The following is a 14,322-nucleotide window of genomic DNA, read 5'->3' on the forward strand; positions in this document are numbered from 1 at the left end:
AACGCCGGGTCACCGTCCTGGAGGCCGAGCGCCTGGTGCTGGACGAGCGCCTGGCCACTGCCCAACTGGCCCAGGACGGCCTCGCCGCCCAGCTGGAGGACTGCCGGGCGGAAGTGCGCGAACTGAACCAGTTCAACGCCGACCAGCAGGCCGAGCTTGCCGCTCTGCGCCGCGAGTCCGAACTGCTGGCCGTGGAGCGCCGCGCCGCCCGTGAAGCCGTCGCCGGCTGGAACGACGAACGCGCCAGCAAGGACGCCGAGCTGCGCCGTCTCGACAGCGAGCGCGCCGCCCTGGCCGCCGAACTGCGCGAGCAGCAGGAGGCCCACGCCCAGCGCCTGGCCGACCTGCAAGCCGCCCGTGACGACCTGCGTGCCCAGTTCGCCGAACTCGCTGGGCGCATCTTCGACGAGCGCGAGCAGCGCTTCGCCGAAACCAGCCAGCAGCGCCTCGGCCAGTTGCTCGACCCGCTCAAGGAGCGCATCCAGGCTTTCGAGAAGCGCGTCGAGGAGAGTTATCAACAAGAGGCGCGCGAGCGTTTCTCCCTCGGCCGCGAACTGGAACGCCTGCAACAGCTCAACCAGCGCCTGGGCGACGAAGCCACCAACCTCACCCGCGCCCTCAAGGGCCAGAAGACCCAGGGCAACTGGGGCGAACTGGTGCTGGAGCGGGTGCTGGAGCATGCCGGCCTGGAGAAGGGCCGCGAGTACCGCACCCAGGTCAGCCTCAACAGCCCCGACGGCCAGCGCTTCCAGCCGGACGTGCTGATCCAGCTGCCCGGCGACAAGCAGGTGGTGGTGGACGCCAAGGTCAGCCTCACCGCCTACCAGAGCTACCTCGCCGCCGAGGACGAGAATGCCCGCCTCCAGGCCCTCAAGGCCCACGTCGGCTCCCTGCGCGGCCACCTCAAGGGCCTCTCGGTGAAGGACTACCAGCGCCTGGAAGGGCTCCACAGCCTGGACTTCGTGCTGCTCTTCGTGCCCATCGAAGCTGCTTTCGCCGCCGCCGTGCAGGCCGACCCCGGCCTGTTCCAGGAAGCCTTCGACCAGCACATCGTCATCGTCAGCCCCACCACCCTGCTGGCCACCCTGCGGGTGATCGACAGCCTCTGGCGCCAGGAACGGCAGACCCAGAACGCCCGCGAGATCGCCGAGCGCGCCGGGGCGCTGTACGACAAGTTCGTCGCCTTCATCCAGGACCTGGACGAGATGGGCAGCCGCCTGCAGCAACTGGACAAGGCCTACGCCGCCGCCCGCAACAAGCTGGTGGACGGGCGCGGCAACCTCATCTCCCGTGCCGAGAACCTCAAGCTGCTGGGCGCCCGCGCCAGCAAGAGCCTCGCCCCCGACCTGCTGGAGCAGGCAGCGGCGTGGGGGGATGAAGACGAGGTACGGGAATAGGCGGGGGGCAAACGGCTTTTCGCAAGCGCTTCAGATTTGCTCACCGTCTGGCGGGCGTCTGCTTCAGAGACCAGGTGCTCGCCCGGCAAGGCGAGCGTGCCCTCGGCCTTTCCAGCTCCTCCGCCCAGCTGTCCACAGGCCGGCAACGCGGCCTTCATCGCTACAACTGCCTTACCTCCAACGCCGTCTGCGGCCCCTGGCACAAGGTGGCACGCCCAGGCTCCAGGTAGGGCTGCAGCAACGGCGCCATGCCCTTCATCACCTGCACCGGCAGCGCCGAGGTGAAGCGGAACCCCGAGGCTTCGTCGCCGGCCACGTACGCGGTCAGCGTGCCGAAGTGGCGTGGGCCCAGGTAGAACACGAAGGTCGCGGTGCGGTTCAGCGCCCGGGAGGCGAGCACCTGGCCGCCCCGGCCGAAGGTCTGCAGGCGGTTGTCGCCGGTGCCGGTCTTGCCGCCCATCACCAGCGGCTGGCCATCTGGCTGGCGGAAGGCGCCCTGCAGGCGTCGCGCCGTGCCGCCTTCCACCACCTGGGCGAGGGCGCCGCGCAGGGCGGCGGCCACCTCGGAGGGCATCACCCGCCTGCCGCCGCTGGTTTCGTGCAGCACCCGGGTTTCGTAGGGGGTGTCGGCGGCGAAGTGCAGGTCGTCCAGGCGCACCGTCGGCAGGCGCACGCCGTCGTTGATGATGATCCCCATCAGCTCCGCCAGGGCCGCCGGGCGGTCGCCGGAGCTGCCCAGTGCGGTGGCCAGCGACGGCACCAGGTGGTCGAACGGGTAGCCGAGCTGACGCCAATGCTGGTGGATGTCGAGGAAGGCCTCCACCTCCAGCATGGTGCGGATGCGCGAGTCCCGGGCGTTCTTGCGCTGGGACTTGAACAGCCAGCCGTAGACCTCGCGGCGTACCTCGCCACTGGCCTCCACCGCCTCGCGGAAGCTCGCCTGCGGGTGGCCTTGCAGGTAGGCCAGCAGCCACAGCTCCAGCGGGTGCACGCGGGCGATGTAGCCCTGGTCGTTGAGGTCGAAGGCGCCCGGCCCGTAACGGTCGTACAGATCCGCCAGGCGCTTGTCGCCGAGGGCTTCGCCGGGCAGGCGCGCGCGCATGAAGGCGGCGAAGGTGGCGCGGTCGGCCTGGGGCTGCAGGTAGCGGTGGATCGCCGCCAGCCGGGCGGGCCAGGGGTTCAGCCCGTCGAGGAAGGTGGCCATGCGGGCGTCGGCGTCCTTGCCCTTGTACTTGTTCCAGAAGCGCAGCAGGTAGGTCTGGCTCTCGCGGGACACGAACAGGTCCAGGTAGCCCTGCCGGCGCGGGTCGCGGTCGTCCCGCAGCAGGGCGGCCTTGTCGCCGTCGGGGCAGTAGATGGCGTGGCGCACCAGGTCGCGCAGCAAGCGCACGAAGGGCAGGTTGATGGATTCGCGCAGGGCCTCGCGCAGGGTCGGGGTGCGGCCGTTGTCCTCGCGACGGAAGTTGCCGAAGGTGTGCATGCCGCCGCCGGTGAAGAAGCGTTCCGCCGGGCTGGCGGAGTAGGTGCGCTCCAGCGCGGCATCGAGCATCGGCGCCAGGCGCGCGTCCGGGTGGCTGGCCAGGTAGTCCAGCGCCCAGCGGCTGAGCACGTCCTGCGGGTCCACGTTGACCTCGCGCAGGGCCTTGGTGTCGAGCCCGGCGTAGCGCTGGTGCAGGCGGGCGACGAAGTCCAGGTAGGTAGCCAGCACCCGCAGCTTGGCGGTGGAGCCCAGCTCCAGCTTGCTGCCTTCGTTGATGTCGAAGGGCTGGTCGGTGTTGTCGGTCTGCACCCGCACCTGGTTGCCCGCCGGGGTGCGCTCGAAGAGGGTGAAGCTGTAGCGCACGTCGCGGGTCTTCTCCGCCGTCAGCATGCGCTCGCCGAGCAGCCCGGCCTGTTGGGCGAAGGCGGGTTCGGCAAGGTCGTGCAGGTAGGTGGTGACGGCCTGCTGCAGCTCGCCCTGGAGGCTGGTGCGGGCGCCCAGGTCGAGGCGGTCGAGGTCGTACAGCGGCATCTGCAACAGGCTCGACAGCCGGGTGCGGGCCAGGCTGATGCCCTTGTTGCCGTCCACCCGTGCCAGCGCCGGGTCCTGTTCCAGATCGCGGAAGGTCAGCCGTGCGCCGAGGGCGGCGTCCCGCAGGGCGGGCTGCAGCACCCCGGCGCCGGCCAGCAGGCGCAGGTGGCTGTCGGTGAGGGCCTCCAGCTCGTCGCGGCCGCGCCCGAGGTAATGGGACGGGCGCCGCTGGGCGATCATCAGCGCCACCGCCTCGCGCAGGGCCAGGCCCCGTTCGGCCAGGCCGCCGGGCTCGTCCTGGGGCTGGCCCAGCAGGCGGTTGCTGCGCTCGAAGTCGGCGCCGAACCACACCCGCAGCCCGTCGGCCAGGCCGTGCACCTCGCCGTGGCCGGGGGCGGCGGAGAGCGGCACGCTGTTGAGGTAGTCCTGCACGATGCGGCGCCGCGCCGGCAGCGTCTCCGGCCCGCCCTGGTAGGCGCGCACACTGGCCGAGGCCATCTGCAGCAGCTTGTCGCGGGCCGAGAGGGTCAGCCCGGCGGGGGAGTGGCGGTACTTCTCCAGCTGGGTCGCCAGGGTGCTGCCGCCGGCGCTCTGGCCGGGCACGTCCAGCACCTTGCCGGCCTGGGTCAGGGCAGCCTTGGCGAAGCGCGGCCAGTCCACCGCCGGGTTGGCCAGGGGCGAGGTGTCCAGCAAGTGGCGGTTCTCGATGAACAGCAGGCTGCTCACCAGCAGCGGCGGGATCTCGTCGAAGGCGCCGTAGAGCTGTTGCGGATAGCGGAAGGTGTACAGCGGTTCGTTGCGGCAGTCGCGGATGTCCAGCCCGGCCTGGACCTTCTCCCGGTAGGGCGGGAACAGCCCGTGCTGGGTGTATTCCAGCAGCGCCGGGGAGAAGCGCACCTGCTGGCGGATCTCGTAGCCGCGCTGTTCCAGGCGCTGCAGCATGGCCGGCAGGTGGGCGTAGCCCAGGCGCTTGTCGAAGGGGCCGTCGTGGGGGAAGAGGATGGCCGGGCTGGGCCCGTCGCCAAGGCGGTAGTCCAGGGTGGCGGCGTAGCGGCTGATCTCGCGGGATTGCAGCCAGGCGTGGCGCATTTCCTCGCGGGCCAGCAGCGCCAGGATCACCGCCACCAGCAGCAGGAACAGCCACACGGCGAGGCGGTGACGGCGTCGGCGGGCCCGGCGGCGCGCGATCACCGGGTCCAGGCTGTGCGAAGACAACCGGGTCGATGATGCGTGGGACTGCCAGGCAACGCCCATGATCGAGAACCCGCCTCAGGTGACTGCTCTCGCTGCAAGCGTAGTCCGTCGCGGCGCACCCGGCGGGCAATGGGGCCGGTGCGCCGATCATCGGCCGCCGGTCATGGGCAGGGTGGGGCGCGCTGTGCTTTCATTCGCGCGTTTTCCCGGGAGCGAGCGCCATGACCGATTCGACGAGCCAACGTATCCGTGACAGCTGGCGGGCCAATGCGCAGGCCTGGGTCGACGCCGTGCGCAGTGGCCGTATCGAGAGCCGCCGCCTGGTCACCGACCAGGCCGTGCTGGATGCGGTGCTCACGCCCCGGCCGCGCCGGGTGCTCGACCTGGGCTGTGGTGAAGGCTGGCTGTGCCGCGAGTTGCTCTACCGGGGGATCGATTTCGTCGGGGTGGACGCGTCCTATGAACTGATCGAGGCCGCCCGGCAGGCCCATGGCAACCAGGGCATCGGCCAGTTCGTGGCGGACGACTACCGGGTCGTGGAGATGGACTACAAGGTCTACGGCCAGTACGACCTCATCGTCTGCAACTTCTCCCTGCTGGAGGAGGACCTGAGGCCGATCCTCGCCACCCTGATACGCCTGCTCGAGCCCCGGGGGCGGGTGGTGATCCAGACCGTCCACCCGATGACCGCCTGCGGGCCGGAAGGCTACCGGGACGGCTGGCGCCTGGAGACCTTCGCCAGCATGGGCGAGGGCTTCCGCGAGCCGATGCCCTGGTACTTCCGCACCGTCCATGGCTGGTTCAACCTGGTCACCGATGCCGGCTTCCGGCTGGAGCGGCTCAGTGAGCCGTGCCACCCGGAAACCGGCATGCCGCTGTCGCTGCTGATGGAGCTGCGGGTTCAGGACGCCGCCGCGTAGGGCGTGGTGCCGTAGCCACGGGCGGCCAGCGCCGGCTTCGGCGGCTGCCGCTGGCCGAGCCGGCCGATCAGGTCCAGCCAGCCGGCCAGGGCCACCATCAGCAGCACACCGGCGCAGGCCAGGGCCACCTGGCCCACGGCCCCTATCCGGTAGAGGGTGGCCAGGGCATCGGCCAGCGGCGCCAGCAGCACGCTCAGGCAGAACACCTCCAGCGAGTGCCGCCCCATGCGCACCACCTCCCGTGCCGGCCAGCGCTGCAGCCAGGTGCCGCCCGGCAGCAGGCGCGCGGTGCAGTAGGCGAGGGCGAGGAAGTGCAGCAGGCGCAGGGGCGAGAGGTCGGTCTTGTCCAGGGGATAGATCACCCGCGCCACCGCGTCCGGCATCCAGGCATCGTGCAGGCCCGGCACCTTCCAGCTCAGCGCCAGCGCCGCGCTGGCCGCCAGGTACAGCAGGCAACCGGTCAGCAGCGTGCCGCGCCAGGCCGGGGTCAGGTTCGGGGCCGGGTGGCGCTGGGCGTGCAGGGCCGCCGCGCCGCCGAGGACGAAGAGGAACTGCCAGGCCAGCGGGTTGAAGAACCATTCGCCGCCCGGGTGCGCCGTCAGGTTCCAGTAGGGCGCGCCCAGGTACGCCAGCGCCGACAGCGCCACCGTGGTGCGCGGGTGGCGCAGCAGCAGCGGCAGCACCAGCGGCCAGCCGGCCAGCAGCACGATGTACAGCGGCAGCGGGTCCATCAGGTTGGGCTTGAAGCGCAGCAGCAGCTCGTCGATCAGCGCCTGCTGCGGGTTGGCCAGGAAGTAGTCCAGGCCCATTTCGTCGATGAAGTCGCGCCCGCCCACCTGGGCGTTGGCGAAGAACACCATCCCCATCAGCACCGCCAGCAGGAAGATGTGGGCGATGTACAGCACCCAGGCGCGACGCAGGATGCGCAGGCAGGCCACTCCATAGCCGTCGCGCCGCAGCAGCTTGCCGTAGGCCAGCAGCGCCGCGTAGCCGGCCAGGAAGACGAAGATCTCCGCCGCGTCGCTGAGCCCCACGTTGCGCGGCGTCACCGCGCCCAGGGGGTTGTGGGGGATGTGGTCCCAGAAGATGAACACCAGGGCCAGTCCACGGAAGAAGTCGATGCGGAGGTCGCGTCCTGTCTGCATGGCGGCGTACTCGGGCGGGCGGCAAGAGGCCGGAAAGGGGTCCTGAAGCTGTGACCGGGGCAGGGGGTGGAGTTTCCGCCGCGCAGACCAGCGGTCGTCTTTACCGGGGCGGCGCCAGCCGGCACTATCGCCAGCCACACCCTCCCTCCCAAGGAACGACGATGAGCAAGGCATTGCTGGTGGTGGACGTGCAGGCGGGGCTGTTCTTCGCCGACCCGGAGCCGTGGCGCGCCGCCGAGTTGATCGCCACCATCAACCGCCTGGCCGACCGCGCCCGCACCGCCGGCGCCCCGGTGCTCTACGTGCAGCACGACGGCGAGGCGGGCAGCGAGCTGGAACCCGGCTGCATCGGCTGGCAGCTGCACCCGGGCCTGGAGCGCGCGCCCCTCGACCCGGTGGTACGCAAGACGGCCTGCGACGCCTTCTTCGAAACCCCGCTCAAGGCCACCCTGCAGGCCCTGGGCGTCACCGAGCTGGTGGTGGTGGGCTACGCCACCGAGTTCTGCGTCGACACCTCCATCCGCCGCGCCACCAGCGAGGGCTTCAGCGTCACCCTGGTCAGCGACGGCCACACCACCAAGGACCGCCCGCACCAGCGCGCCGAGGCCATCGTCGAGCACCACAACTGGGTCTGGGCCCAGTTCATCCAGCCGCGCCATCCGCTGCGCCTGGCGCCGGCCGACTCCATCCGCTTCGAACCCGAGGAGGCGCCCCATGCGTGAGATCACCTTCCCCGACGGCACCCGCGTGCCGGCCATCGGCCAGGGCACCTGGCACATGGGCGAGCGCGCCGACCAGCGCCCCCGCGAAGTGGCCGCCCTGCGCCAGGGCCTGGAGCTGGGCCTGAGCTTGATCGATACCGCCGAGATGTACGCCGAAGGCGGCGCCGAAACGGTGGTGGGCGAAGCCATCGCCGGGCGTCGCGACCAGGTGTTCCTGGTCAGCAAGGTGTACCCCTGGAACGCCAGCCGCCGGGGCATCCCCCAGGCCTGCGAACGCAGCCTGCGGCGCCTGGGCACCGACCACCTCGACCTGTACCTGCTGCACTGGCCCGGCGAGCACCCGCTGGAGGAGACGGTGGACGCCTTCGAGCAGTTGCGCGAGCGCGGGCTGATCCGCCGCTGGGGCGTGTCCAACTTCGACGTTGCCGACCTCGACGCGCTGCCCCCCGGCTGCGCCGCCAACCAGGTGCTCTACAACCCCGAGGCGCGGGGCATCGAGTTCGACCTGCTGCCGCGCCAGCAGGCCGAGGGTCTGCCGCTCATGGCCTACTGCCCCGTGGGGCAGGGTGGGGCGCTGCTGCGGGATGCGGCGCTGCTGGAGGTGGCCCGGCGCCACGGCGCCAGCCCCGCCCAGGTGGCCCTGGCCTGGGCCCTGCGCCAGGACGGGGTGATGGTGATCCCCAAGGCGGTGGAGGCCAAGCACATCGAGCAGAACGCCGCCGCCCATGCCCTGCGCCTGGACGCGGAGGACCTGGCACTGATCGACCGCGCCTGGCCGGCCCCCACCCGCAAGCGGTCCCTGGCGATGGTGTGACGCTTCGTCCTCGGCGGAGGAATCTTTCCGACACCCGATTCCTATTGTCCGAGCGCTCTCCTAGACTCTGCACCACTTGGAATCTAGGGACAGACCTATGAAGCACCTGATGTACGGGCTGGCGGGTTCGCTGGCGATGGCAACCGCCGCCTGGGCCGACGAGCCCTCCGCCCACGATCCGTTGCTGGATGCCCCTGCACCCTCCACCGCCGCCGCATCGGCCCCCTCGCCACGGGGCGTGCTGCGGGCCCGCAACCAGGCGGTGCTGTCCAGCGAGCTGGCCGGGCGCATCGTCGAGATGCCCTTTGCCGAAGGGCAGTCGTTCAAGGCCGGCGACGTGCTGGTGCGTTTCGACTGCAGCGCCTACCAGGCCCAGCTCACCGCCTCCAACGCCGCCACCCGCGCCGCCCGCGAGGAGCTGAAGAACAAGCAGCAGCTGGCCGCCCTCAACTCCGTCGGGCGCTTCGAAGTGGCCCTGGCCGAGGCCCGCCAGGCCCAGGCCCAGGCTGAGGCGCAGGTCTACCAGGTGCAGGTGCAGCGCTGCCAGGTGAAGGCCCCCTACGACGGCCAGGTGGTCAACCGCCGCGTGCAGCCCCATGAGAGCGTGCCCGGCGGCGCGCCGCTGCTGGAGGTGGTGGACAACCGCACCCTGGAGATCCACCTGCTGGTGCCTTCGCGCTGGATCGGCGCCCTCAAGCCGGGCCAGCCCTTCGAGTTCATCCCCGACGAGACCGGCACGCCGCTCAAGGCCGTGGTCAAGCGCCTGGGCGCGCGCATCGACGAAGGCAGCCAGACGCTGCTGCTGATCGGCGGCCTGCCCGAGGATGCACCGGGCCTGGTGGCCGGCATGAGCGGCAGCGCGCGCTTCCCGGAGGCGCGATGAACGCACCGGTGCCCGGTTTCGCCGAGCGCGTCTTCGCGGTCTTCCTCGGCCTCCAGGCCCAGGCCCGGCAGGCCGCCACGACCGAGCAACTGGCCTTCGCCATGGTCAACGATGGCCAGGGCCTGTTCGGCTACCGCCACGCCGCGCTGCTGGTCGCTGGCAAGGTCAGCGCCCTCACCGGCATCAGCGTGGTGGAGCCCAACGCCCCCTTCGTCGCCTTCGTCGAACGGGCGGCAGCCCAGCGCCTGGCCGCCGGCCTGCTGGGCGAGCCTGGCGTGGTCGACCCCGGCAGCCTGGACGAGAGCAGCCGTGACGACTGGCAGGCACTGTCCGCGCCCCATGCCTTCTGGCTGCCGCTGAAGGACCGCCAGGGCGCCGTGTTCGGCGGCCTGTGGATCGCCCGCGACACCCCCTGGAGCGAGGCCGAGCAGGCCCTGCTGGTGCAACTGGGCGGCACCTACGGCCACGCCTGGCTGGCCCTGCAGCCGCGCAAGCCCTGGCGCCTGCGCTGGCCGAAGAAGAAGCTCCTGGCCCTGGCCGCCGCGCTGGCCCTGGTGCTGTTGGTGCCGGTGCGCCAGTCGGTGCTGGCGCCCGCTGAAGTGGTGCCCCAGGGCGGCCGCGTGGTGGCCGCGCCGCTGGACGGGGTGATCGCCGAATTCCTCGTCAAACCCAACCAGAGCGTCGCCGCCGGTGACCTGCTGGTGCGCTTCGACGCCACCACCCTCAAGGCCCAGGCCGACGTTGCCGAGCGCGCCCTGGGGGTGGCCGAGGCGGAGCTGAAGGCCAACAGCCAGCGCGCCTTCGCCGATGCCGAATCCAGCGCGCGCATCGACCTGCTGGCCGCCCGCGTGGAGCAGAAGCGCGCCGAGCGCGACTACGCCAGGCAGTTGCTGGCGCGCAGCGAAGTCCGTGCCGAGCGCGCCGGCATCGCCGTGTTCGCCGATGCCGAGCGCCTCACCGGCAAGCCGGTGCAGACCGGCGAGCGGCTGATGCAGATCGCCGACCCGGCCCAGGCCGAACTGCGCATCGAGCTGCCGGTGGGCGACGCCATCGCCCTGGAGCCTGGCGCCGAGGTGGCGCTGTTCCTCGACAGCGATCCGCTCAACCGCCATGACGCGCGCCTGGAGCGGGCTGCCTACGAAGCCCAGGCCACCGCCGCCGGGCAACTGGCCTACCGCCTCGACGCGGCCTTCGCCGACGCCCCGCCGCGCATCGGCCTGCGCGGCACCGCCAAGCTGTTCGGCGCCCGCGCGCCGCTGGCCTATTACCTGCTGCGCCGGCCCCTGGCGGCGCTGCGCCAGAACCTGGGGTTGTGATGCTGCCGGCCCTGCGTTCCGACCTGCAGTTGTCCGCCGCCGCGCCAACCCGCGAGGGCGCGCCGCAATGGACCCTGGCCGACCCGCTGCGCGGCCGCTATTTCAAACTCGGCGCGGCGGCCGTGCGCTTGCTGCGCCACTGGTCCCTGGGCGACCCCCGCGCGGTGCTGGCGGCGGCCAACGCCGAGCCGGGCGCGCCTCTCGGGGCCGGTGAGCTGGAGCAGATGCTGCGCTTTCTACGCGGGCACGACCTGATCGCCGCCCTCGACCCGGAGCAGCGCGCCAGCTACAGCCTCAAGCGCGCCAGCACGCGCCACAGCCTGTGGCAGCAGGTGCTGCACCAGTACCTGTTCTTCCGCATCCCGCTGTGGCGGCCGGACCGCTTCCTCAACCGTGCCTGGCCGGTGCTGGAGCGCAACGGGCCCTGGCTGCTGCGGCGCGGGCTGCCGGTGATCCTACTGCTGGGGCTGTTCCTGGTGGCGCGGGACTGGGAGCGCTACCTGGCCACCTTCCCGCACCTGTTCAGCCTGGGCGGCGCCCTGGCCTTCGGCATCGCGCTGACCTTCGCCAAGCTCTGCCACGAGTTCGGCCACGCTTTCATGGCCAAGCGCGCCGGCTGCCGGGTGCAGAGCATGGGGCTGGCCTTCATGGTGCTGCTGCCGATGTTCTACACCGACGTCAGCGATGCCTGGCGGGTGCAGGACCGCCGCTCACGCCTGCTGATCGGCGCCGGTGGGGTGCTGGCCGAACTGGTGCTGGCGGTGCTGGCGCTGCTGGCCTGGTCGCTGCTGCCGGACGGGCCGGCGCGCACTGCGGCCTTCATGCTCTCCAGCGCCACCTGGATCACCACCCTGGCGATCAACCTCAACCCCTTCATGCGCTTCGACGGCTACTTCCTGCTCAGCGACCTGTGGGAGGTGGAGAATCTGCAGAACCGCGCCTTCGCCCTGTGCCGCTGGCGCCTGCGCGAGGCGCTGTTCGGCTACGGCGAGCCGGCCCCCGAGCCCTGGCACGAGGCCATGCGCCGGCGCCTGCTGGTGTGGGGCTACGGGGCTTGGATCTGGCGTGCGGCGCTGTTCTTCGGCATCGCGCTGACGGTGTACCACCTGTTCTTCAAGGTGCTGGGCATCTTCCTGATGCTGGTGGAGCTGGTGTGGTTCATCGGCCTGCCGATCTGGAAGGAGTTCGGCGAATGGTGGCAGCGGCGCGACCAGGCCGACCCGCGCAAGGTGCTGCTCACCGGCTCGGCCCTGGGGCTGGTGCTGCTGGCGCTGCTGGTGCCCTGGCGCAATGCGGTGGACGTGCCGGCCATGCTGGAGGCTTCGCGCACCGGCACCCTGCACGCGCCCATCGGTGCACGGGTCAAGGCGGTGCGGGTGAAGGACGGCGACACGGTGGAGCAGGGCGCCCTGCTGGTGGAGCTGGAATCCCCGGACCTGGACGCGCGCCAGGGCATCGTCCGCCGCGAGATCGACATCCTCCAGTTGCAGTTGCGACGCCAGGCCGGGCGCAGCGAGACCGCCGCCGAGACCGGGGTGATCGAGCAGCAGCTGGCCGAGGCCGTGGCCGAGTACCGCGGCCTGGCCGCCCAGCGTGAGCGCCTGCAGTTGCGCGCGCCCCTGGCCGGCGTGGTGCGCGACCTGCCACCGGACCTGGTGGTGGGCCGCTGGCTGCACAGCGGCGAGACCCTGGCGCGGGTGATCGCCCCCGGGTTGCGCCTGCGTGGCTACCTGGCCGAGGAGAACCTCTGGCGGGTTGCGCCGGGCACCGAGGGCCGTTTCATCGCCGACGACCCGGCGCGGCCGGCCCTGCCGGTGCGCCTGGACGAGGTGGACACCACCGGCGTCGCCTTCCTCGAACTGGAGGCCCTGGCCTCCGACCACCACGGCCAGGTGGCCGTGCGACGCAATGCCCAGCAACGCGCCGAGCCGGTGCAGGCCCAGTACGGCGTGCGCCTCAGCCTGCTGCAGGACCTGCCGCCCCCCGACCAGCCGCTGCGCGGCGTGGTGGTGCTGGAGGGCAGCCGGCAATCGCTGCTGGGCTTCGCCTGGCGCCGCATGGCGGCGTTGGGGGTGAGGGAAAGCGGTTTCTAGCTCAACAATCGAACGGACAGCCTGCCAGGAGGGTTCCATGGACGAAGCCTTGCCGATCTGCTCCCGCCTGCCCTGGCGCTTCGACCTGGCGCCGCTGCTGGCGGCCCTGGAACGAATCGCCCCGACGGCCTGGGTGGCGCATTTCAACACCGGCTATTACCAGGGCGACTGGAGCGGCATCGACCTGGTGGCCGCAGTGGATGCGCCGATCCCCCTGGCGCCGGGTTTCGGCCCGGTGGCCCGCAGTGCCCTGTGCGCAGCCGAGCCGGCCTGGCTGGCGGCCATCGAATGGTTCGGCGAGGACCTGCGCAGCGCCCGCCTGCTGCGCCTGGGCGCCGGTGCCAGCATCCGCGAGCATTGCGATCCCGACCTGGGCAGCCCGGAAGGGCCGCTGCGCCTGCACGTGCCGCTGCTCAGCCCGCCGGATGTGGAGTTCCTGGTGGATGGCCGGCAGGTGCCGATGGCACCGGGGGAGTGCTGGTTCATCGACCTGTCCCGCCCGCACCGGGTGGACAACCCTGGCCCGGGGCCGCGCATCCACCTGGTGCTGGACTGCATGGTGAACCCACGCCTGCGCCAGGCCATCGCCGAGGGCCTGGCGACCACGCCCGCGCTGCAACCGAGCCGGGGCATGCGCGCCTTCGCCGCCTTCAACGAGCAGGTGCAGCAGCGCCCGGAACTGGCCCATGCCCTGCAACTGATCACCGACCCCACCGATTTCTGCCGCGATGCGGTGGCTGCCGGCCAGACCCTCGGGCTGGTGTTCAGCGAGGCGGATGTGCGCATGGTCATGCGCCAGGCACGGCAGGCCTGGAGCCGCCAATGGAGCATGCGATGACGGCCCTGGATTTCACCGAGTGGCTGCCGATCCGCGCCTTCGAGCAGGCCGGCAACTGGCAGCTGGACTGGGCCTGGTTCGGCACCACGCCCCTGGCCCGGCCCTTCTTCAGCGACGACGTGGACGAAGCGCTGCGCCTGCCGTTCAACCTGGCCCTGCGCCGCCAGACCGGCCTGGACGCGCTGCTCGACTGGCAGGCCCGCAGCCCCGGCCTTGAGCCTTCGCTGCTGGTGTTCCACACCTCCCGCTGCGGCTCCACCCTGCTGGCGCAGTTGCTGCGAGCCTTGCCTGGGCACGTGGTGCTGTCCGAGCCGCCGCCGCTGGATGCCGTGCTGCGCGCGCATTACCGCGACCCCGGCGCTTCTGCCTGGCAGGCGGAGACGGTGCGCGCGCTGTGCTCGGCCTATGGCCAGCGCCGCCGTGGCGGCGAGACCCGGCTGGTGGTGAAGCTGGACGCCTGGAACCTGTTCGAGGCGCAGCTGCTGCGCCGGCTCTACCCCGAGGTGCCGTGCCTGTTCCTCTACCGCGACCCGCTGGAGGTGGTGGTGTCCCACCAGCGCCAGCCCGGTTTGCATGCGGTTCCCGGATTGCTGGGCCTGTCCGGGCTGGACGGCCTGCCGGGGCGGGAGGCGCTGGCGCCCGGCGACTACCTCGCCTGGATGGTCGGGCAGCTGCTGCAGGCCGGGCTCGACCTGTGCTCGGCCGGCGAGGCGGTGGCCCTGAACTACCGCGAGCTACCCGGCGCCCTCTGGGGCCGCCTGGGCTCGCTGCTGGGCATCGACCCGGCTGCCGTGCCGCACCTGCAGGCCGTTGCCGGGCACGATGCGAAGCGCCCGGCGATGGCCTTCAGCGCCGACGGCGAGGCCAAGCGCGGCGAGGCGGACGACGCCACCCGGGCGGCCGTCGAGCGGTGGGCGAGGGCGCCTTTCGACGCGCTGGAGGCGCTTTCACCCCGCCAGTTGTGAATGCCACTTCACATTCATTGCAGA

The 14,322-nt window shown here is 71.6% G+C and carries 11 protein-coding genes; 9 read left to right on the forward strand and 2 right to left on the reverse strand.

The genetic code is table 11. From position 1 onward, the window contains the following. Window positions 1–35: 35 nt before the first annotated feature. Window positions 36–1,397 (forward strand): DNA recombination protein RmuC, encoded by a 1,362-nt coding sequence (gene rmuC / locus FBY21_RS27430; protein ID WP_174244768.1) that lies wholly within the window; start codon window positions 36–38, stop codon window positions 1,395–1,397. Window positions 1,398–1,557: 160 nt separating this feature from the next. On the opposite strand, the gene FBY21_RS27435 is transcribed toward rmuC, so the two are convergent. Beyond that, window positions 1,558–4,662 carry a transglycosylase domain-containing protein gene (locus FBY21_RS27435; protein ID WP_142015472.1) on the reverse strand — a complete coding sequence of 1,035 codons (3,105 nt, stop codon included), beginning with the start codon at window positions 4,660–4,662 and terminating at the stop codon, window positions 1,558–1,560. A gap of 161 nt (window positions 4,663–4,823) precedes the next feature. Between FBY21_RS27435 and FBY21_RS27440 the strand changes: the two genes are divergently transcribed. Then, window positions 4,824–5,522, forward strand: coding sequence for a class I SAM-dependent methyltransferase (locus FBY21_RS27440; RefSeq protein ID WP_074971864.1), 699 nt, complete (start codon window positions 4,824–4,826; stop codon window positions 5,520–5,522). Here FBY21_RS27440 and FBY21_RS27445 read toward each other — a convergent pair. Continuing rightward, window positions 5,504–6,667 carry an OpgC family protein gene (locus FBY21_RS27445; RefSeq protein ID WP_142015474.1) on the reverse strand — a complete coding sequence of 388 codons (1,164 nt, stop codon included), beginning with the start codon at window positions 6,665–6,667 and terminating at the stop codon, window positions 5,504–5,506. The genes FBY21_RS27440 and FBY21_RS27445 overlap by 19 nt on opposite strands. 161 nt (window positions 6,668–6,828) lie before the next feature. Here FBY21_RS27445 and FBY21_RS27450 point away from each other — a divergent pair, with 161 nt between their 5' ends. The 7 genes from FBY21_RS27450 to FBY21_RS27480 all read left to right on the forward strand — a co-directional run bounded on the left by FBY21_RS27450 (window position 6,829) and on the right by FBY21_RS27480 (window position 14,298). Continuing rightward, window positions 6,829–7,389: a cysteine hydrolase family protein gene (locus FBY21_RS27450; RefSeq protein ID WP_142015476.1), complete on the forward strand. Its 561-nt coding sequence runs from the start codon at window positions 6,829–6,831 to the stop codon at window positions 7,387–7,389. Further along, a complete protein-coding gene (locus tag FBY21_RS27455; RefSeq protein ID WP_142015479.1) occupies window positions 7,382–8,203 on the forward strand; it encodes an aldo/keto reductase in 822 nt (273 codons plus the stop codon). The genes FBY21_RS27450 and FBY21_RS27455 overlap by 8 nt, the downstream gene beginning before the upstream one ends. A 109-nt stretch (window positions 8,204–8,312) precedes the next feature. Next, window positions 8,313–9,086 (forward strand): efflux RND transporter periplasmic adaptor subunit, encoded by a 774-nt coding sequence (locus FBY21_RS27460; protein ID WP_409563824.1) that lies wholly within the window; start codon window positions 8,313–8,315, stop codon window positions 9,084–9,086. Next, entirely contained in the window at window positions 9,083–10,402 is a 1,320-nt protein-coding gene (locus FBY21_RS27465) for an efflux RND transporter periplasmic adaptor subunit (RefSeq protein WP_142015484.1), read from the forward strand. The genes FBY21_RS27460 and FBY21_RS27465 overlap by 4 nt, the downstream gene beginning before the upstream one ends. Beyond that, complete coding sequence (locus FBY21_RS27470; RefSeq protein WP_174244745.1) at window positions 10,399–12,495, forward strand: HlyD family efflux transporter periplasmic adaptor subunit; 2,097 nt, start codon at window positions 10,399–10,401, stop codon at window positions 12,493–12,495. Before FBY21_RS27465 ends, FBY21_RS27470 begins: the two co-directional genes overlap by 4 nt. Window positions 12,496–12,532: 37 nt before the next feature. Continuing rightward, window positions 12,533–13,333 (forward strand): aspartyl/asparaginyl beta-hydroxylase domain-containing protein, encoded by an 801-nt coding sequence (locus FBY21_RS27475; RefSeq protein WP_142015488.1) that lies wholly within the window; start codon window positions 12,533–12,535, stop codon window positions 13,331–13,333. Continuing rightward, window positions 13,330–14,298 carry a sulfotransferase gene (locus FBY21_RS27480; protein WP_142015490.1) on the forward strand — a complete coding sequence of 323 codons (969 nt, stop codon included), beginning with the start codon at window positions 13,330–13,332 and terminating at the stop codon, window positions 14,296–14,298. Before FBY21_RS27475 ends, FBY21_RS27480 begins: the two co-directional genes overlap by 4 nt. Window positions 14,299–14,322: the final 24 nt, after the last annotated feature.

It is taken from the genome of Pseudomonas sp. SLBN-26, from assembly GCF_006715895.1.
Classification (GTDB): domain Bacteria; phylum Pseudomonadota; class Gammaproteobacteria; order Pseudomonadales; family Pseudomonadaceae; genus Metapseudomonas; species Metapseudomonas otitidis.